Origin of the sequence: Cryobacterium frigoriphilum, from assembly GCF_004403305.1 — a bacterium.
Lineage (GTDB): Bacteria > Actinomycetota > Actinomycetes > Actinomycetales > Microbacteriaceae > Cryobacterium > Cryobacterium frigoriphilum.
The window spans coordinates 62,971-82,288 of record NZ_SOHE01000083.1 but is presented as its reverse complement, the minus strand read 5'-3'; the positions used below and the strand labels follow the sequence as shown (position 1 = coordinate 82,288).

17 protein-coding genes are annotated in these 19,318 nt (G+C 66.7%); 11 read left to right on the top strand and 6 right to left on the bottom strand.

The features are described 5' to 3' along the window. Positions 1-4: 4 nt before the first annotated feature. The 5 genes from gap to E3T55_RS18485 all read left to right on the top strand — a co-directional run bounded on the left by gap (position 5) and on the right by E3T55_RS18485 (position 3,863). Entirely contained in the window at positions 5-1,012 is a 1,008-nt protein-coding gene (gene gap / locus E3T55_RS18505; protein WP_134521012.1) for a type I glyceraldehyde-3-phosphate dehydrogenase, read from the top strand. Positions 1,013-1,024: 12 nt separating this feature from the next. Next, positions 1,025-2,236 (top strand): phosphoglycerate kinase, encoded by a 1,212-nt coding sequence (locus tag E3T55_RS18500; RefSeq protein WP_134521011.1) that lies wholly within the window; start codon positions 1,025-1,027, stop codon positions 2,234-2,236. Then, positions 2,230-3,024 carry a triose-phosphate isomerase gene (gene tpiA / locus E3T55_RS18495; RefSeq protein ID WP_134521010.1) on the top strand — a complete coding sequence of 265 codons (795 nt, stop codon included), beginning with the start codon at positions 2,230-2,232 and terminating at the stop codon, positions 3,022-3,024. Before E3T55_RS18500 ends, tpiA begins: the two co-directional genes overlap by 7 nt. 158 nt (positions 3,025-3,182) lie before the next feature. Continuing rightward, a complete protein-coding gene (gene secG, locus E3T55_RS18490) occupies positions 3,183-3,434 on the top strand; it encodes a preprotein translocase subunit SecG (RefSeq protein ID WP_119975575.1) in 252 nt (83 codons plus the stop codon). Between the two features lie 63 nt (positions 3,435-3,497). After that, complete coding sequence (locus tag E3T55_RS18485) at positions 3,498-3,863, top strand: RNA polymerase-binding protein RbpA (protein WP_134521009.1); 366 nt, start codon at positions 3,498-3,500, stop codon at positions 3,861-3,863. A 94-nt stretch (positions 3,864-3,957) separates the two neighbouring features. Here E3T55_RS18485 and pgl read toward each other — a convergent pair whose 3' ends face one another. The 6 genes from pgl to tkt form a co-directional block, all read right to left on the bottom strand. After that, positions 3,958-4,728: a 6-phosphogluconolactonase gene (pgl, locus tag E3T55_RS18480; protein WP_134521008.1), complete on the bottom strand. Its 771-nt coding sequence runs from the start codon at positions 4,726-4,728 to the stop codon at positions 3,958-3,960. Further along, the gene (locus tag E3T55_RS18475) at positions 4,728-5,693 is read right to left on the bottom strand and encodes a glucose-6-phosphate dehydrogenase assembly protein OpcA (protein ID WP_134521007.1); all 966 of its coding nucleotides are present in this window, start codon (positions 5,691-5,693) and stop codon (positions 4,728-4,730) included. Before E3T55_RS18475 ends, pgl begins: the two co-directional genes overlap by 1 nt. Further along, complete coding sequence (gene zwf, locus E3T55_RS18470) at positions 5,690-7,231, bottom strand: glucose-6-phosphate dehydrogenase (RefSeq protein WP_134521006.1); 1,542 nt, start codon at positions 7,229-7,231, stop codon at positions 5,690-5,692. The genes E3T55_RS18475 and zwf overlap by 4 nt, the downstream gene beginning before the upstream one ends. Positions 7,232-7,321: 90 nt before the next feature. Further along, positions 7,322-8,926, bottom strand: a complete 1,605-nt coding sequence (locus tag E3T55_RS18465; RefSeq protein ID WP_134521005.1) for a glucose-6-phosphate isomerase — start codon at positions 8,924-8,926, stop codon at positions 7,322-7,324. Continuing rightward, a complete protein-coding gene (tal, locus tag E3T55_RS18460) occupies positions 8,923-10,047 on the bottom strand; it encodes a transaldolase (protein WP_134521004.1) in 1,125 nt (374 codons plus the stop codon). The genes E3T55_RS18465 and tal overlap by 4 nt, the downstream gene beginning before the upstream one ends. 28 nt (positions 10,048-10,075) lie before the next feature. Further along, the gene (tkt, locus tag E3T55_RS18455; RefSeq protein ID WP_134521003.1) at positions 10,076-12,169 is read right to left on the bottom strand and encodes a transketolase; all 2,094 of its coding nucleotides are present in this window, start codon (positions 12,167-12,169) and stop codon (positions 10,076-10,078) included. A 296-nt stretch (positions 12,170-12,465) separates the two neighbouring features. Here tkt and E3T55_RS18450 point away from each other — a divergent pair, with 296 nt between their 5' ends. The 6 genes from E3T55_RS18450 to E3T55_RS18425 all read left to right on the top strand — a co-directional run bounded on the left by E3T55_RS18450 (position 12,466) and on the right by E3T55_RS18425 (position 19,270). After that, complete coding sequence (locus tag E3T55_RS18450; RefSeq protein ID WP_134521002.1) at positions 12,466-13,386, top strand: heme o synthase; 921 nt, start codon at positions 12,466-12,468, stop codon at positions 13,384-13,386. Positions 13,387-13,642: 256 nt separating this feature from the next. Next, entirely contained in the window at positions 13,643-15,169 is a 1,527-nt protein-coding gene (locus E3T55_RS18445; RefSeq protein WP_134521001.1) for an HNH endonuclease signature motif containing protein, read from the top strand. Positions 15,170-15,415: 246 nt separating this feature from the next. Beyond that, positions 15,416-16,057, top strand: coding sequence for an ABC transporter permease (locus E3T55_RS18440; RefSeq protein ID WP_134521000.1), 642 nt, complete (start codon positions 15,416-15,418; stop codon positions 16,055-16,057). Beyond that, entirely contained in the window at positions 16,050-17,420 is a 1,371-nt protein-coding gene (locus tag E3T55_RS18435) for an ATP-binding cassette domain-containing protein (protein WP_134520999.1), read from the top strand. The genes E3T55_RS18440 and E3T55_RS18435 overlap by 8 nt, the downstream gene beginning before the upstream one ends. Before the next feature lie 62 nt (positions 17,421-17,482). Continuing rightward, complete coding sequence (locus E3T55_RS18430) at positions 17,483-18,244, top strand: ABC transporter permease (RefSeq protein ID WP_420898019.1); 762 nt, start codon at positions 17,483-17,485, stop codon at positions 18,242-18,244. Continuing rightward, complete coding sequence (locus tag E3T55_RS18425) at positions 18,245-19,270, top strand: glycine betaine ABC transporter substrate-binding protein (protein ID WP_241993144.1); 1,026 nt, start codon at positions 18,245-18,247, stop codon at positions 19,268-19,270. It begins immediately after the preceding gene. Positions 19,271-19,318 lie beyond the last annotated feature (48 nt).

The window sequence follows — 19,318 nt, the reverse complement described above, 5'->3', positions numbered from 1 at the left end:
ATCTGTGTCCGTAAAGATCGGTATCAATGGATTCGGCCGTATCGGCCGTAACTACCTCCGCGCCGCCCTCGCCCTGGGCAGCGACATCGAGATTGTCGCGGTCAACGACCTCACCGACACGAAGTCGCTCGCGCACCTTCTCAAGTACGACACCGTCGGCGGCCGCCTGAACGCCACCGTCGAGGTCGATGGCGACACGATCGTCGTCGACGGCAAGTCCATCAAGGTTCTCGCCGAGCGCGACCCGGCCAACCTGCCCTGGGGCGCCCTCGGAGTGGACATCGTCATCGAGTCCACCGGCCGCTTCACCAAGGCCGTCGACGCTCAGAAGCACATCGAAGCCGGCGCCAAGAAGGTCATCGTCTCCGCTCCCGCGACCGGTGCTGATGTGGCGACGCTCGTTCTCGGCGTGAACGAGGACGCCTACGACGCCGCCGTGCACAACATCATCTCGAACGCCTCCTGCACCACGAACTGCCTCGCGCCGCTCGCCAAGGTGTTCCTCGACAACTTCGGCATCGAGCGTGGCCTCATGACCACGATCCACGCCTACACCGCCGACCAGAACCTGCAGGACGGCCCGCACGCCGACCTCCGTCGTGCCCGCGCCGCTGCCGCGAACATCATCCCCACCGGGACCGGAGCTGCCAAGGCCCTCGGCCTCGTCATTCCCGAACTGCTCGGCAAGCTCGACGGCTACGCACTGCGCGTTCCGGTCCCGACCGGTTCCATCACCGACCTGACCATCACGGCTTCGCGCCCGGTCACCGTCGCCGAGGTCAACGCCGCGTACAAGGCCGCGGCCGAGGGCCCCCTCAAGGGCATCCTGAAGTACACCGAGGAGCCCATCGTCTCGAGCGACATCGTCGGCGACCCGCACTCCTCGATCTTCGACGCCGGACTCACCAAGGTGATCGGCGACCAGGTCAAGGTGGCCTCCTGGTACGACAACGAGTGGGGTTACTCCAACCGCATGGTTGACCTCACCGTCTTCGTCGCCGACCGCCTCTAAGCCGGCGCTGCTGTGACGCTTCGCACTATCGATTCACTGGGTTCGCTCCAGGGCAAACGCGTCATCGTTCGCTGTGATCTGAACGTTCCGTTGACGGATGGTCAGATCACCGACGATGGTCGGGTGCGGGCGTCACTGCCCACCCTCACCGCACTTCTCGCCGCCGGCGCGCGGGTCGTCGTGGTGTCCCACCTGGGACGCCCCGACGGCCAGGCCGTCGCCAAGTACAGCCTCGCGCCGGTCGCCGCGCGCCTCGGCGAGCTGCTCGGCCAGCCGGTCGCGTTCGCGACCGACACGGTCGGAGCTTCGGCGACGGATGCCGTGGGCGCACTCGCCGACGGCGAGCTCGTCGTACTCGAGAACCTGCGTTTCAACGCCGGCGAGACCAGCAAGGTGCAGGCGGAACGTATCGCCTTCGCCGAGCAGCTCGCCACTCTGGGCGACGCTCTCGTCTCCGACGGCTTCGGCGTCGTACACCGCAAGCAGGCGAGCGTCTTCGACCTCGCCTCGATTCTTCCGAGCGCGGCCGGTCTGCTCATTCAGACCGAGCTCGAGGTGCTTGAACGCCTGACCGAGAAGCCAGAGGCGCCGTACGCGGTCGTGCTGGGCGGCTCCAAGGTGTCCGACAAGCTCGGCGTCATCGGTCACCTGTTGCCGCGAGTCAACTCGCTGCTCATCGGTGGCGGCATGCTCTTCACCTTCCTCGCGGCCCAGGGCCACAAGGTCGGCGCAAGCCTGCTGGAGAGCGACCAGCTCGACACCGTACGCGGCTACCTCGCCGAGGCCGAGCGCCTCGGCGTGAAGATCGTGCTGCCCACGGACATCGTGGTGGCCTCCAAGTTCGGGGCCGACGCCGAGCACACGATCACCGCGGCCGACGCCATCGAAGACACTCCCTATGGCGCGGCCGGTCTCGGCCTCGACATCGGACCGGAGTCGGCGGCGGCGTTCGCGGCCATCATCCGCTCGTCCCAGACGGTGTTCTGGAACGGACCGATGGGCGTGTTCGAGCTCGCCCCCTTCGCCGAGGGTACCCGCACGGTTGCCCAGGCACTCACCGAGGTTGGCGGCCTCAGCGTCGTCGGCGGTGGCGATTCCGCCGCTGCCGTGCGCATCCTCGGTTTCAGCGACGACCAGTTTGGTCACATTTCTACTGGCGGCGGTGCAAGCCTCGAATTTCTCGAGGGTAAGCGCCTGCCCGGACTGGAGGTCCTCGGATGGTAACCATCAACCCGCGACGCACGCCGCTCATTGCCGGCAACTGGAAGATGAACCTGGATCACCTCCAGGCCATCGCCTTCGTGCAGAAGCTCGCCTGGAGCCTGAAAGACGCCAACCACGATTTCACCGCGGTCGAGGTGGCGGTTTTCCCGCCGTTCACCGACATCCGCAGCGTGCAGACGCTGATCTCGGCCGACAAACTGCCGCTCGCTTTCGGGGCGCAGGATGTCTCGGCGCAGGAGTCCGGCGCCTTCACCGGTGAAATCTCGGCCGCGTTCCTGGCCAAGCTCGAATGCCAGTACGTCATCATCGGGCACTCCGAACGTCGCACCCTGCACAACGAGACCGACGAGCAGGTTGCCGCGAAGGTCACGGCGGCTCTCGGCCAGAACCTCGTTCCGCTCATCTGCGTCGGTGAAACGGCCGCTGACCTCGAGCTGCACGGACCGAGCGCGGTCCCCGTCGCGCAGCTGCGTGCCGCTCTGGCCGGCGTCTCGAACGCCGCGGACATCGTCGTCGCCTATGAGCCCGTCTGGGCCATCGGTTCCGGCAAAGCCGCGACGCCCGAGCAGGCCGAGCAGGTCGCGGCACAGTTGCGACTCGTTCTGCAGGAGACCCTCGGCCAGGACGTCGCCGACAAGACCCGCATCCTCTACGGCGGGTCCGTCAAGTCGGGCAACATCGCGGCGTACATGCGCGAGCCGAACGTCGACGGTGCACTCGTCGGCGGGGCCAGCCTCGATGTCACCGAATTCGGCAACATCGTTCGCTACCTGAAGCACGTGGGCTAGGCCGGCTCAACCCGCTTACACCGCGTAAATAGTACAATCCTGCTGCCGTTTTCCGCCGGGTGCCGTGAGGCACCCCCGTCGGAGAGCGGCAGCAGGCTATAATTGCCAGTGTCCGCGGTGGTGTCCAACGTGCCCACCGCAATTGTGAAAGGTTTCGTGTGGAGATTCTCCAGGTTGTGTTGCAGGTGTTGCTCGGAATTACGAGCCTCCTGCTCACCATGCTCATTCTGTTGCACAAGGGGAGGGGCGGTGGCCTCTCCGACATGTTCGGGGGCGGCATGACATCGAATCTCGGTGCCTCGGGCCTCGCAGAGCGTAACCTCAATCGCATCACCGTGGTTCTGGGGCTGGCCTGGATCACGTGCATCGTGGTGTTGGGTTTGATCACCAAGTTCGATACAGGCGTTTAGCCTCAGGTCGCCCAACAAGAATCAGAACACAGCATCTGTAAAAAAATGTAGCGGAGGAAGATCATGGCATCTGGTGGCAGCGCAATTCGGGGCTCGCGTGTAGGAGCCGGCCCGATGGGTGAGCAGGACCGCGGATACCACGCGGAGCGCGTCAAGGTTTCCTACTGGGACGCCCTCGGCAACGAGACCGTGCGCTACTTCGCGGCGACCCTGCCCGACGAAGAAATCCCCGTCACGATCGATTGCCCGTCTTCAGGACTTCCGGCCGGCCGCGACAAGGCCAACCCGCCGTCCGTGGTCAAGCTGGAGCCCTACAAGACCCACCTCGCCTACGTGAAAGAGCGCCGCACCGAGCAAGAGGCGGAGTCCCTCCTCGAAGAGGCGCTGCAGCAGCTGCGCGTGCGCCGCGGCAAGATCGCGCCGAACTAGCAGCACACCGACAGTGCATCAAGAAAGGCCCCGACCTGACAGGTCGGGGCCTTTCTGTGTTAAACCTGCGTCAGCTTGGCCGTCAGCTTGCCCGTCAGTAGATCGGCGCGATGAGGTTCTCGGGAACCTCGGCGGCCGCGGCCTTGTCGATGAAGAAGACCGTGCGACGTCGGCCCTTGATGCCGGCGACCGGAACCTCGTCGCGGCTGGCACCGGCCAGGGCCAGCCCCAAAGCGGATGCCTTGTCCGAGCCGGCCAGCACGAGCCAGACCCGCTCGGAGGAGTTGAGCACCGGACGGGTCAGCGTGATGCGCTCGGCCGGCGGCTTGGGGGAACGGCGCACGGAGAGCACGCTCGCCTCGCGCTCCCTGATCGCGGACCGGTGCGGGAACAGCGATGCGATGTGTCCGTCAGGGCCGACTCCCAGAAAGGTAATGTCGAAGCTCGGCATCAGTGCCCCGAACGGAGCGTTCGCGCCGAGTTCCGCCGCATAGCCCGCGGCGGCGTCATCCAGCTCGACACCCTCGCCGGCGGCGCCCATCGGGTGCACGTTCTCTTCGGGAACATCGATGTGATCGAGCAGCGCCACCCTGGCCTGCAGTTCGTTGCGTTCTGCATCGTGCCGGGCCAGCCAACGCTCATCGCCCCACCAGAAGTTCACTCTGGTCCAGTCGATGGTGTCCCTGGCCGACGACTCGTTGATGGCCGAGAGCACGTTGATGCCCACGGAACCACCGGTCAGAACGACGTGTGCCGTGCCCTGTTCGTCGAGAATATCGACCATCTTCGTGATGAACCGTGCCGCAACCGCCGTGGCCAGCGCCTGTTTGTCGCGGTGAACCAGTACACGCCGTTCGTTGCTCACTATTTCTCCCCAGCCTCGGCGGCGGCCTTCGCGTGCAAACCCGGAAGACCACGCATAATGACTTCACCATACAGTTCGTCGGGGTCCAGCCGACGCAGTTCGTCGGCCAGGCAGTCGCGCAGGCTGCGACGCTTGAGCGTCAGATCCTGCAGGGGCTGGCCCGGCTGGCTGAGGGTGGCCACGTCGGGAATCTCGCGCTCCAGTGAAATGACACCGGAGGCGCGGGTGAGGTGCACACCGTGCACGCCGTTGGCGAGCGGGCCCGAGGTGAGTTCGTATTCGACCGTGACCCCCAACTGCATCTGCAGCCACGCGGCGAGCATCGTGGTTGACGGCGATGCCGCTGCCCCCGTGACCTGTACGGCCGTGACGGCCTCATAGGGCGGCTGATCGAGCACGGCGGCGAGTTGGCCACGCCACAGCGTCAGGCGGGTCCACGCGAAGTCCGTGTCACCGGGACGGTAACTGTGGCACAGGTGGAACAGCGCGTCCTGAGGGCTCAGCTGCGCCGAGGCATCCGTGATTCGGCGGTTGGCGAGCCGGCCGAGGGGAGTCTCGGAGGGAATCTCCGGCGCTTCACCCGGCCACCACGTCACGACGGGGGCGTCGGAGAGCAACAGTCCGGTGACCAGGCTCTCCGGGTCGTTCGCGGCCTCGCCGTACACGCGCAGCACGATGACCTCACTCGCGCCGGCGTCGCCGCCGACCCGAATCTCGGCGTCAACCCGGGCGGCGGGTTCGGGGTCACCCGCATTCGGAACCTGCGTGGAGACCACGATGACCCGCATCGGGTGCTCACGAGAGGCATCGTTCGCGGCGGCAATGGCTTCTTCTTCGTGGCCGAGGGTCGACGAGATGATGAGCGTGAGAACGCGTCCGAGCGCGACCGCGCCGCCCTCCTCACGAATGCGCACCAGCGCCTTGGAGATCTTGCTGGTGGTGGTGTTGGGCAGATCAACGATCATGGTCGTCTCCAGGTTCGGCCGTCGCGGGCCAGAAGTTCGTCGGCCGAGGTGGGGCCCCAGGTTCCCGGGCGGTACTGTTCGGGCTGACCCTGAGTGGCCCAGTACTCCTCGATCGGGTCGAGAATTTTCCACGACAGTTCAACCTCCTCATGGCGGGGGAACAGCGGCGGGTCGCCGAGCAGTACGTCGAGAATCAGACGCTCGTAGGCCTCCGGGCTGGCTTCGGTGAAGGCGTGGCCGTACCCGAAGTCCATGGTCACATCGCGCACCTGCATGTTCACACCGGGCACCTTGGAACCAAAGCGGATGGTGACGCCCTCGTCGGGCTGCACGCGGATGACGAGTGCATTGTGGCCGAGCTCGGCCGTCTGGCTGGGCGCGAAGAGAAATTGCGGGGCCCGCTTGAAGACCACGGCGATCTCCGTGACCCGGCGGCCGAGTCGTTTGCCGGCCCGCAAGTAGAAGGGAACTCCGGCCCAGCGGCGGGTGTCGATCGTCAGGCGCAGTGCCGCGTAGGTTTCGGTGACGGAGTCCGGGTTCATGCCGTCTTCCTCGAGGAATCCGTCGACCTTCTCACCGCCCTGCCAGCCGCCGGTGTACTGGCCGCGTGCGGTGCCGAGACCCAGGTCATCGGGCAGTCGCACCGAGGCGAGAACTTTCTCCTTCTCGGCGCGCAGATCGGCGGCGTCGAAGGAGATCGGTTCTTCCATCGCGGTCAGCGCGAGCAACTGCAGCAGGTGGTTCTGAATGACGTCGCGGGCGGCGCCGATGCCGTCGTAGTATCCGGCGCGACCGCCCACTCCGATGTCCTCGGCCATGGTGATCTGCACGTGCTCGACGTGGTTGGCGTTCCAGAGCGGTTCGAACATCTGGTTCGCGAAGCGCAGCGCGAGAATGTTCTGCACCGTCTCCTTGCCCAGGTAGTGGTCGATTCGAAAGACGGAGTCCGGCGGAAAGACCGATTCAACCACCGCGTTGAGTTCACGGGCGGTCTTCAGGTCGCTGCCGAAGGGCTTTTCGATGACGACGCGGCGCCACTGGCCGTCTTTTTGCTCCGCGAGGCCCGAACGGCGCAGCTGTTCGGTGACCTCCGGGAAGGCCTTCGGCGGGATCGACAGGTAGAAGGCATGGTTTCCCATGGTGCCGCGTTCACGGTCGAGTTCCTCGATCGTGTCCTTGAGGCGTTCGAACGCGGCCGCGTCGTCGAAAGTTCCCGAGACGAAGCGGATGCCCTCGGCCAGCTGTGCCCAGACATCCTCATGAAAGTCGGTGCGGGCGTGTTCCTTGACCGCATCGTGCACGACCTGCATGAAGTCTTCGTTGTCCCAGTCGCGGCGGGCGAAGCCGACCAGGGCGAAGCCCGGGGGGAGCAGGCCGCGGTTGGCGAGGTCGTAGACCGCGGGCATGAGTTTCTTCCGAGCGAGGTCGCCGGTGACGCCGAAGATGACGAGGCTGCTGGGCCCCGCGATTCTGTTCAGGCGGTAGTCGGAGGGCGAACGCAGCGGGTTGAACTCCGGGGTGATTTCCACCGGTGACATGCAGCTCCTTCGGGGAGGTATGGGGTATCGATCGGGACGGGGCCCGAAGGCCCCGTCCGGTGGTGCCGGATCTAGTGATGCAGGGCGAGCCTACGCGAGTGCCGCGAAGAGGGTCGCCAGGTTCGCGGCCGGATCGGTCAGCGTCAGCGTGAGCACCGGGCGACCGGCAGCCGCCAGAACGCTCGCGTCACCGCTCGCCTGCGCCTGCACGAGCTCGCCGAAGGTGAACGGGCGTTCCGGAATATCGAGGTCCTCGGCCGGAGTGGCGAGGATCTGCAGGAACACGCCGGTGGCCGGGCCGCCCTTGTGGAACTGACCGGTCGAGTGCAGAAACCGGGGTCCCCAACCGAAGGTGACGGGGCGCTTGGCGAGCGTCGCGACACCGTCGCGCAGGCCGGCCAGTTCGGGCAGTGCCAGGCGGTTCACGTAGGCCTGAATGGCCACGTAGCCGTCGGGGCCGAGTTCCTCGAGCAGGGCGTCGATCGCCGAGGCGAGGTCGCTCGCGGCGCCGATGACGTGGGCAGTGCCGCGCACCTCGATGCCGTCGGAGATGAACGCGGCCGGTTCGGGCGCCGGGCGGGAGTCGAGCAGGCCGCGGGTCGCGATCTTGGCCGATTCCACGTCGGGCTGGTCGAAGGGGTTGATGCCGAGCAACCGGCCGGCGACGACGGTCGCGTATTCCCAGACCAGGAACTGCGCGCCAAGGGTTCCACTGACGCGGATCTCATCGGTGTCGTCGCCGAGCAGAATTTCGGTGCCGGCATCCGCTACCACGCGCACGAGCTGCACGTCGGGCAGGGCCTCGGTCAGTTCCGGGGCGGTCGCCTCGATGACGACCGGCAGGATGCCGCGGCCGAGCTTGCCGGTCGACTCCGCGATGAGCTGCTCGACCCAGTCGGCGAAGCCCACGATGTGGGTTCCGTCGGCGAGAATGGCGAGCTTGTCGCGGCGCGGAACGGTCGCGGCGATCGCCGCGCCGAGCACCAGTCCGGGGTTCTCGGGGGAGTCCACGGCGAGCGACAGGGAAACGGCCTCTGCCTCGTCGAGCAGCGCGCCGATGTCGACGCCGGCCAGGCCCGACGGCACGAGTCCGAAAGCGGTGAGGGCCGAATAGCGCCCGCCCACGTTCGGGTCGGCCGTGAAGACGCGGTAGCCGGCGGCGGTAGCGGATGCCTCGAGCGGCGAACCGGGGTCCGTCACCACGATGATGCGCTCGGCCGGGTCGATGCCGGCGGCCAGGTAGGCGCGTTCGAAGACGCGACGCTGGCTGTCGGTTTCGACCGTCGAACCGGACTTGCTCGACACGACGAGCGCCGAGGTGGCGAGGTTGGTGCCGAGGGCGGCGAGCACCTGGCCGGGGTCGGTGGCGTCGAGCACGGTCAGCTCGACACCCGCGGTGCGGGTGATGACCTCGGGGGCGAGCGAGGAGCCGCCCATGCCGGCGAGGTTGATGTGGGTCACGCCGCGTGCGTGCAGGTCGTCGCGCAGGGCGACGATCTCGGCGACGAGCGGGCGGGAGATCGCGACGGATTCCGTCCAGCCCAGGCGCACGGCGGCCTCTGACTGCGCGTCCGGGCCCCACAGCGCCGGGTCAAGCGCCGTGATGCCGGAGGCGACCAGGTCGTCGACCAGCGTCGGTACGGCGGAGCGAACGGCGTCGGCCGCCGCTCCGCTCACCGAAATACGAAAACTCATCGCAGAACCTTGGCGGCGTTGAGTGCCGTCTCGACGGTTTCGAGCAGTTCGTTCCAGGAGATGACGAACTTGGCGACGCCTTCCTCTTCGAGAACGCGGGTGACGTCGTCGTAGGAGACGCCCTGCGCAGCGAGGGCGTCGAGCACGGCGTTGGCCGCGGCGTAGGAGCCAGTGACCGAGTCGGCGGGAATCACGCCGTGCTCGAAGGTGGCCTGCATCGTCTTCTCCGGCATGGTGTTGACGACCTCGGGCGCGACCAGTTCGGTCACGTAGAGGGTGTCGGGCAGGCTCGGGTCCTTGACGCCGGTCGAGGCCCAGAGCGGGCGCTGCTTGGTGCCGCCGGCGGCGAGCAGGCCGAGGGCACGCTCACTGGAGAATGCCTGCTCGAAGACCTCGTAGGCCAGCTGGGCGTTGGCGACGCCGGCCTTGCTCTTCAGGGCGAGGGCGTCGGGGGTGCCGATGGCCTCGAGGCGGGCGTTGATCTCGGTGTCGACGCGGGAAACGAAGAACGAGGCGACGGAGTGGATCGTGGAGAGATCGATGCCGGCGGCCTTGGCCTTCTCGAGACCGGACAGGTAGGCGTTGATGACCTGACGGTGACGCTCGAGGCTGAAGATCAGGGTGACGTTGACGCTGATGCCGAGCGCGATGGTCTCGGTGATCGCGTCGAGGCCTTCAACGGTCGCGGGGATCTTGATCATCGCGTTCGGGCGGTTGACCTTGGCCCACAGTTCCTGGGCCTGTACGACGGTTCCGGCGGCGTCGTGGGCGAGGCCGGGCTCGACCTCGATGGAGACACGGCCATCCTGGCCGTGGGTGCGGTCGTAGACGGGGCGGAAGATATCGCTCGCGGCGGTGACGTCATCCGTCGTGATCTCGAAGACGGCCTTGGCGACGGGCGTGCCGGCGGCGGCGAGGGTGGCCACCTGCTCGGCGTAGGCCTCACCCTTGGTGAGGGCGCCGGCGAAGATCGTCGGGTTGGTGGTCACGCCGACCACGTTGTGGCTTTCGATGAGCTTCTGCAGCCCGTTCGAGGCGATGCGCTCGCGCGACAGGTCGTCGAGCCAGATGCTGACGCCGGCGGCGGAGAGCTGGGCGAGGGGAGTGGTCTGTTCAGTCATTTTTTTGATCTCCTGAATTATGTTGGCGCTAGTGCGCAGCGATGGATGCTTTGGCGGCAGCGACGACGGCTTCCGTCGTGATGCCGAATTCGCGGAACAGGGTCTGGTAGTCGGCCGAGGCACCGAAGTGCTCGATCGAGACGCTGCGGCCGCGGTCGCCCACGATGCCGCGCCAGGTGAGGGCGATGCCGGCTTCGACCGAGACGCGGGCCGTGATGGCGGCCGGCAGAACAGATTCGCGGTACTCCGCGGTCTGCTCGTCAAACCATTCGAGGCAGGGAGCCGAGACCACGCGGGCGTGGATTCCGTCGGCCTTGAGCGCTTCGCGGGCGTCGACGGCAAGCTGCACCTCGCTGCCGGTGCCGATGAGAATCACGTCGGGGGTGCCGGTGAAGGCCTCGGCGAGAACGTACGCGCCGTGCTTGGCCAGGTCAGCGGATGCGAAGGTGTCGCCGCTGGCTGCACCCTCGCCACGAGCGAACACCGGGATGTTCTGACGGGTCAGGGCGATGCCGGCCGGACCGTTGCGACGCTCGAGCATGGTGCGCCAGGCGACGCCGACCTCGGTGGCGTCGCCGGGGCGCACCACGTCGAGTCCGGGAATGGCGCGCAGGGTCGCGAGCTGTTCGATCGGCTGGTGAGTGGGGCCGTCTTCGCCGAGGGCGACGGAGTCGTGGGTCCAGACGAAGATCGACGGCGCCTTCATGAGCGCGGCGAGACGAACCGCCGGGCGCATGTAGTCACTGAAGATGAGGAACGTGCCGCCGAAGGGGCGGGTGTTGCCGTGCAGCACGATTCCGTTGAGGATCGCCGCCATGGCGTGTTCGCGGATGCCGAAGTGCAGCACACGTCCGTACTCGTTGCCGGTCCAGGCGCCGGTGGAGTGCTCGCTCGGGATGAACGAGGCCGCACCGCCGATGGTGGTGTTGTTCGACTCGGCCAAGTCGGCCGAACCGCCCCAGAGTTCGGGGATGACCTCACCGAGGGCGGTGAGCACCTTGCCGGACGCGGCGCGGGTGGAGACGGCGGTACCGGCGGGGAAGACGGGCAGGGCCTCGTCGACGCCGTCGGGCAGGTCGCCGGCGAGTACGCGGTCGAGCAGAACCTTGCGCTCGGGGTTGGCGAGGGCCCAGGCGTCGAAGCCCACGTTCCACTCGGCGTGGGCGGCGGCGCCGCGGGTGAGCGCCAGACGGGTGTGCTCGATGACCTCGGGGGCCACGTCGAAGCTCTTCTCCGGGTCGAAGCCGAGCACGGTCTTGACGCCGGCGAGTTCTTCGGCACCGAGCGCGGATCCGTGGATCTTGCCGGTGTTCTGCTTCTTCGGCGCCGGCCACCCGATGATCGTCTTGAGGATGATCAGCGAGGGCTGGTCGGTGACGCCCTGCGCGGCCGTGATGGCGGCGTTCAGTTCGGCGACGTCTTCGACGTAGTCGCCGGTCTTCTTCCAGTCGACGGTCTGCACGTGCCAGTTGTAGGCGGCGTAGCGGGCGGCGACGTCTTCGGTGAAGGCGATGTTGGTGTCGTCTTCGATGGAGATCTGGTTGCTGTCGTAGATCGCAATCAGGTTGCCGAGCTGCTGGTGGCCGGCGAGCGAGGAGGCCTCGCTCGTGATGCCCTCCTGCAGGTCGCCGTCGCCGGCGATGACGTACACGAAGTGATCGAACGGGCTGGCGCCGGTGGCGGCATCCGGGTCGAACAGGCCGCGCTCGAAACGCGAAGCGTACGCGAAGCCCACGGCCGAGGACAGGCCCTGGCCGAGGGGACCGGTGGTGATCTCGACACCGTCGGTGTGGCCGTACTCCGGGTGCCCCGGGGTCTTGGAACCCCAGGTGCGCAGAGCCTTCAGGTCCTCGAGTTCGAGGCCGTAGCCGCCCATGTAGAGCTGAACGTACTGAGTGAGCGAGCTGTGGCCGACCGACAGGATGAAACGGTCGCGACCGATCCACTCGTTGTCGGCCGGGTCGCGGCGCATGACCTTCTGGAAGAGCAGGTACGCGGCGGGAGCGAGGCTCATGGCTGTGCCGGGATGCCCATTTCCAACCTTCTCCACGGCATCGGCCGCGAGAACTCGGGCGGTGTTGACCGCTAGATTGTCGATGGAATCCCACTGCATTGCTGCCACGTGTATTGACCCTTCTCAAGGCGAAGTGGACAGGGAACCTGTCCAAGTATCTGAGCGACCGCACAGAAGAATGCGTTGTCGCGCCGGTTGACTCGCGATGTCGGGATGGGGACCCTGGGGTTGCCCACGAGCGACAACCGCGATTGGCCAGCACATTAAGTATACGGACGGCCGCCGGACCCTGCCCCTCTTTGTTACGTCATGGGGCCTAACGTGACATGAACGGGGCCTGCACCGGGATGGCCTAGAATTAAAAGACTTGCGAGGTGTTTCAGACTGCACCGGTTAGAGGAGCAATGGACGTCGCTTTAGAGAAGACCGCTGTGAGCGGCACCCGTAGTTTCCGTCGCACGGTCATGGCGTATGTCGCACTGACCAAGCCACGGGTCGTGGAGCTGCTGCTGGTCGTGACCGCTCCGACCATGATTTTGGCGGAACGTGGGCTTCCGAGCCTCTGGCTGATGGTTGCGACCCTGATCGGTGGATCGCTCAGCGCCGGTTCCGCCGGTGCATTCAACTGCTACATCGACCGAGACATCGACCGGGTCATGAACCGCACCAAGCGGCGCCCCCTCGTCACGGGCGAGCTGACCGACCGGCAGGCGCTCGTGTTTGCGTGGGTATTGGGCGCGGCATCCATCGCCTGGCTGTGGATCTTCACCAACTGGCTCGCTGCCGCTCTCTCGTTCGCAGCCATCCTGCTCTACGTCGTCTTCTACACGATCGTCCTCAAGCGCCGCACCGCGCAGAACATCGTCTGGGGCGGTATCGCCGGCTGCATGCCCGTGCTCATCGGCTGGGCCGCCGTCACCGGTGACCTGTCGTGGCCGCCGTTCATCCTCTTTCTGATCATCTTCCTGTGGACGCCGCCGCACTACTGGCCGCTGTCGATGAAGTACCGCGAGGACTACCGCGCCGCCGGCGTGCCGATGCTCTCCGTGGTGCGCGGTCGCGCGCAGGTCGGCCTGCAGGTCATCCTGTACGCCTGGGCCACCGTCGCCTGCTCCCTGCTGCTGATTCCCGTCGCGGACATGGGCCTGCTCTATACCGGCATCGCCCTCGTGACCGGTGGCTGGTTCATCTACGAGACCCACCGCCTCTACAACCTCGCCATCCGCCACGAGCACGTCTCACCGATGCGGGTCTTCCACGGCTCGATCGCGTACCTCACGCTGCTCTTCGTGGCCGTCGGCGTGGACCCCCTCCTTCCCTTTTAACGCACCCTTCTCACGCACCCTTCTCACGTACCCGTCTCACACCGGTCCTGACGTTCTGTTCCCAGGGCACTCTGGGGCACTCTGGGGGTCTTCGATGGGCCGTTATCGGGCCGACAGCGTGCCGACGGCGGGCCCGGGTCCCGCTGGCAACCCGGGATGTTCGTGCGCGTGTCGAGGGGAGAATTATCTCTGATTATTCTGACAATCACTCATATATAGTCTTGAAGTTGAATTCTAGACCCGCGATACTGAGAATATGTCATTGACACTCCCGTCGGACACAGATTCCGACCACGAAGCGGTTGAGGCGCTCGCTGAGATTCAGGAGCGTCTCGCCGAAGTCCTTGCTGGGCTCACCCTCTCACGACCCTCGGACATGGCCGCGGTCGGGGTGTTGGGTGGGTTGGAGGGCCTGGGCCGGCTGGTGGATGCCGCCCGGGTGATCTCCGCGCATGATGTGGCGGGGCGGGCGGCCATTGACTTCGGGTCGGGCAGTCTGATCAAAAAGCTCGGCTGTCGCAACACGGTCGACGTGATCACGGCGGTCACGCGGGTGTCGGTGCGGGAGGCCAAGCGGCGTCTGGCGTTGGGTGCGTTCACTCGGGTGCGCGCGGGGGTCGGGGCGTCGTTGCCGGCGCTGTATCCGGTGGTGGGGGCGGCGTTGGCTGCGGGTGCGATCGGGGTGGATGCGGCCGAGGTGATCGTGAAAGGCCTGGACGTGGTCTCTCGCCGGGCCGAGCAGAGCAAGTTGGAGGCCGCCGAGCAGGCGTTGGTCACTGTCGCGACCGGTGCGCAGATGCTCGATTCTGACGGTGACCCGTGCCCGGGGCTGGCGTTGCCGCCGGACAACCTCCGCGTGTTGGTGGCGGCCTGGCAGGCCCGGCTCGACCCCAACGGTATCGCTCCGACCGACCGTGCCCGGGAGGCCAAGAGCAGTATCGGGTTCGGTCTGTTGCGCGATGGTCTCTACCCGTTGATCGGTGGTATGACTCCGCTGGACCGCGGCATCATGGAGAAGTTCTGGGCCGCGCACTTCGCCACCAGCAGTCCCACCTTCACCCCCACCGACAGCACCGACAGCACCGAGAGCACCGACAGCACCGATGGTGCTGAGGGTGCTGATGGTGCTGAGGGTGCTGAGGGCGAGGGCAGCGACGAGGAGGCCCGACAGATCGTCTGCGTCGACACCCGCCCCGCCGGTGAGAAGCGAGCCGACATCGTGCGGGCGCTGTTTGTGGCTGGAGCCCGCGACCCCGGCGCTCCGAGTATCGGCGGTGCGGCGCCGACCGTGATGGTGCACGTCAACGCCGCCGACCTCGAAGCCGGCCGCGGCGTCGGCTGGATCGACGGCCTCGACGCCCCTCTCTCGTTGAAAACCGTCACCGACCTGATGAAGGTCAGCAGCGTGGAACCCGTCGTCTTTGACACAAACGGGCGCATCGTGCAGGTCGGCAGCGTGCAGAACCGCCGCAAACGACTCTTCGACCACCTGCAGCGCCGCGCCATCACCGCCCGCGATGGAGGCTGCGTCATTCTCGGCTGCACCGTGCCCGCGTACTACTGCGAACTCAACCATGTCGTGCCCTACAGCGAAGGTGGAGACACTGTCATCTCCAATGGCTGCGCCGTCTGCTGGTGGCATCACCAAAGCCTGGACAACATCGGCGGCTGGCGCATCCGCATGATCAACGGCCGACCCCAAGTCAAAGCCCCACACTGGCTCGACCCCACCGACAGCTGGCGCGCACCACAAAAACACCGCGCCACCACGCCCAGCAGCTAGCCAGTCACGCCCCTTCATGCCCCCGTCACGCCCTCGTCATACCGCGCCCCGTCACTGAGATGCCACGCGTGATGGAACCGTAACGTCTCGCTACGCCCATACGGGGGTAGCCGTGCGAGACTAGTCCCTCACCCTCGCCTACGGCTCTCAGCCCGCGTCCCCATCCAGTTCGGCACCGGCGCCTCCAGTTGCGCCGCTGCCGGTGGCGGTGAATCGGTGTGTGAACTACGGCGAAGAGGTTTTAATGTGTGGGATTTTCTAGGGGATCGGTATGAGCAGATCCTGTTCAGTGGCTGGCAGCATTTCAGCCTCGTGGTGCAATGCCTGATCTTGGCGACAGTGATCGCCGTGATCATCGCGTCCCTCGTCTACCGCAGTAAGGGCCTAACCTCGGTCGTGAACTCGGTGTCGGCCATCGGCCTGACCATCCCGGCCTTCGCCCTGATTGGTCTGCTCATCGCACCGCTCGGTTTCGGCGTCACACCGGCCGTCATCGTGGTGGCCTTCTTCGCGGCACTGCCGATTCTGCGCAACGCCGTCGTCGGGCTGTCCGGTATCGCGCCGTCGATCGTCGAGTCGGCGCGTGGCATCGGCATGAGCCGGTTCCGCACCCTGCTGCAGGTGGAGCTGCCGATGGCCTGGCCGATCATTCTGACGGGTGTCCGCGTATCCGCTCAGATGGTGATGGGAATCGCCGCGGTCGCCGCGTACTCCCTCGGCCCGGGCCTGGGCGGCTTCATCTTCTCCGGGCTGTCCCGCAGCGGCGGCGCCAACTCGCTCGAGTCCGTACTGACGGGCGTCATCGGCGTCATCGTCCTCGCCCTCATTCTTGATCTTCTTCTCGTCGGCCTCGGCCGCCTGACCATTCCCCGAGGTATCCGTGTCTGAACGCAACGCATCCACCAGCCCCGCGCCCAGCGCCGCATCCACCGGAATCACCGGTGCGAGCATCCTGCTCGACCATGTCACCAAGCGCTTTCCCGGCCAGGTCCACCCCGCCGTCGACGGTCTCACCATGGAGATCCCGGCCGGCAAGATCGTCATGTTCGTCGGCCCCTCGGGCTGCGGCAAGACCACGACCCTCAAGATGATCAACCGACTCATCGAGCCGACCGAGGGCCGCATCGTCGTCGATGGCGACGACGTCACCGAGATGAACGGCGACACCCTGCGGCGCGGCATCGGCTACGTGATCCAGGCCGGCGGCCTGTTTCCGCACATGACCGTCGCCACGAACATCGGCATCGTGCCGAAAATGCTCGGCTGGGACAAGGCCCGCATCGCGGCCCGCGTCGACGAACTGCTCGAGCTCGTCTCCCTCGACCCGGCCCTCTACCGTGATCGCTACCCCAAGGAGCTCTCGGGCGGCCAGCAGCAGCGAGTCGGCGTTGCGCGTGCTCTCGCGGCCGACCCGCCCGTGCTGCTCATGGACGAGCCCTTCGGCGCCGTCGACCCGATCACCCGCCTGCGCCTGCAGGACGAACTGCTCAACATCCAGGATGAGCTGCAGAAGACCATCGTCTGCGTCACCCACGACTTCGACGAGGCCGTCAAGCTCGGCGACTGGATCGCCATCTTCAACGAGGGCGCCCAGCTCGAACAGTACGACACCCCCGAGCGTATCCTCGGCGACCCGGCCAACGAGTTCGTCGAAAACTTCATCGGCTCCGGCGCCGGCCTCAAGCAGCTCACCCTGACGCGGGTCGAAGAGGTCGGTCTCGCCGACGCCGTCATCGGTAATCCCGGCGAACGGGCAGCGGATGTTCTGGCCCGCGTCGCCGAAGCCGGCCACGGACACGCGGTGATCGTCGACGACCGTCACCGTCCGATCCAGTGGCTGTCGCGGCGCAAACTCGGGCGCCTCGATCTGATCAGCGCCGTTCCGGACCCGAAGCTGCCGGTTGTCGGCATCCGCGCCACCCTGAACGACGCACTGGACACGATGCTGGTCTCGAGCGCCGGGGCCGCACTGGTCACCGGCCGCCGTGACATGTTCAAGGGCGTCATCGACGTACGCACCGTGATGGACGCCATCACCCGCTCGCAGACCGCTGCGGTTCTCGAGTCGGACAAGGCACCCGTCGGTTTGAACACGGGCATGTTCCAGGCGCAGGCGTCAGCCGCGGAAGCCGCCGAAGCGGAACTGATCGGTGCCGAATCAAGCAGTGCCCAATCAAGCAGTGCCCAATCAAGCAGCGCCCAACCGATCGAGGCGGACGGCAGCGGCGCGGACGCGCGGGCCGCGCAGTGAGCACCGGCTCCCTGAAGGCTGAAGCCGGAATAGCCGGCGGCGACTCCGCCGCCGGTCTGCCGATCGCCGCCGCCGCTACCGTCAGCCGTGCCCGTACCGTGTGGGCGTCCTGGCGGGGTCTGGTGTACCAGCTCGCCGGCATCATTCTCGCGGGTCTGGCGCTCCTGGTATGGCTGCTGACGGCAGACCTTTCTGCGATCGAACTTCGAACACTGGCGCCCGCGGCACTGTGGGTGTACACGCTGGAACACCTGCAGCTCACCCTGTTGGCGGCCGTCATCGTGCTCGTCATCGCCATCCCCCTCGGAATCGCCCTGACGCGCAAGCCGCTGCGGTTTCTGACGGCTCCGGTGCTCGCCATCGCGAACATCGGTCAGGCCGCTCCGGCGGTTGGCGTCGTCGTGCTGTTGGCCTTGTGGGTCGGGTTCAGCTTCTGGGCCGCGACGCTGAGCCTCGTGCTCTACGCCGTGCTGCCGGTGCTGCGCAACACGATGATCGGGCTCGACCAGGTCGATGCCCGACTCGTCGAAGCCGGACGCGGTATGGGCATGAGCGCCACCGCGGTGCTCTTCAGGGTCGAGCTGCCCCTCGCCGTGCCGGTCATGCTTTCCGGAGTGCGCACCGCCCTCGTATTGCTGGTCGGCACCGCGGCCCTCGCGACCTTCATCAACGGTGGCGGCCTCGGCATCCTCATCACCACCGGCGTCAACCTCTCACTGACCACGGTGCTCGTCACCGGAGCCCTGCTCGTGGCTCTGCTGGCCCTGCTCATCGACTGGGTCGGCCGTGTCGTCGAACACGTCGCCCGCCCGAAGGGACTCTAGATGTACCGCTCCACCGCTCGCATCACCTCCGTCCGGATGCGCCGCCGCGGCCTGATCGCCGGTGCGCTCGCGCTCTCGGCGGTTGCCCTGACCGGCTGCGGGCTGCAGCCCGTCACGTCGTACGTTCCCCCGGTGGGCCCCGGCTCGATCACCCCGCTCGACGGCGCCGAGGGCGTCGACCTGACGATCACCTCGAAGAACTTCACCGAACAGCTGCTGCTCGGCAAGATCGCGGTCATCGCCGGAACCGCCGCCGGCTTCGACGTGACCGACCTCAGCAACGTGCCCGGCAGCCAGCCGGCCCGCGAACTGCTGCTCTCGGGCCAGGCCGACGTGCTCTGGGAATACACCGGCACCGCCTGGCTGACCTACCTCGGGCAGGCCGAGGCGATCACCGACCAGAACGAGATGTGGCAGGCCGTCTACGACGTCGACATCGAGAACGGCGTCACCTGGGGCGAGCCGGCTCCCATGAACAACACCTACGCCATGGCCGTACGCACCGAGGCCGTCGCCGAACTCGGCGGCATTTCGACCATGTCCGAACTCGCCGCGCTGCCGGTCGAGGCCCGCACCTTCTGCGTGGAGTCCGAGTTCAACTCGCGCCCCGACGGCCTGAACCCGATGCTCGCCCACTACGGCATGGAACGCGGCGCCGCCGACAGTGTGCCGGACGGCAACGTGGGCATCTACGACACCGGCGCCATCTACAGCGCGACCGACGACGGAGCCTGCAACTTCGGCGAGGTCTTCACGACCGACGGTCGCATCGACGCCCTCGACCTCACGGTACTGACCGACGACCTGTCGTTCTTCCCGGCCTACAACGTGGCCCCGGTCTTCTTCACCGAGACGATCGACGCTTACCCGGGCCTCGAAGAGATCTTCGCCCAGATCTCACCCAAACTCACCGACGAGGTGCTGCGCGGCATGAACCGCGAGGTCGACGTCGACGGCGAAGAACCCGCCGATGTGGCCTACGCCTGGATGGTCGACGAGGGTTTCATCACCGACCCGGCGGAATAGCCGCCGGTCAAGCATAAAAAACCCCCGCGTCCTCTGACGCGGGGGTTT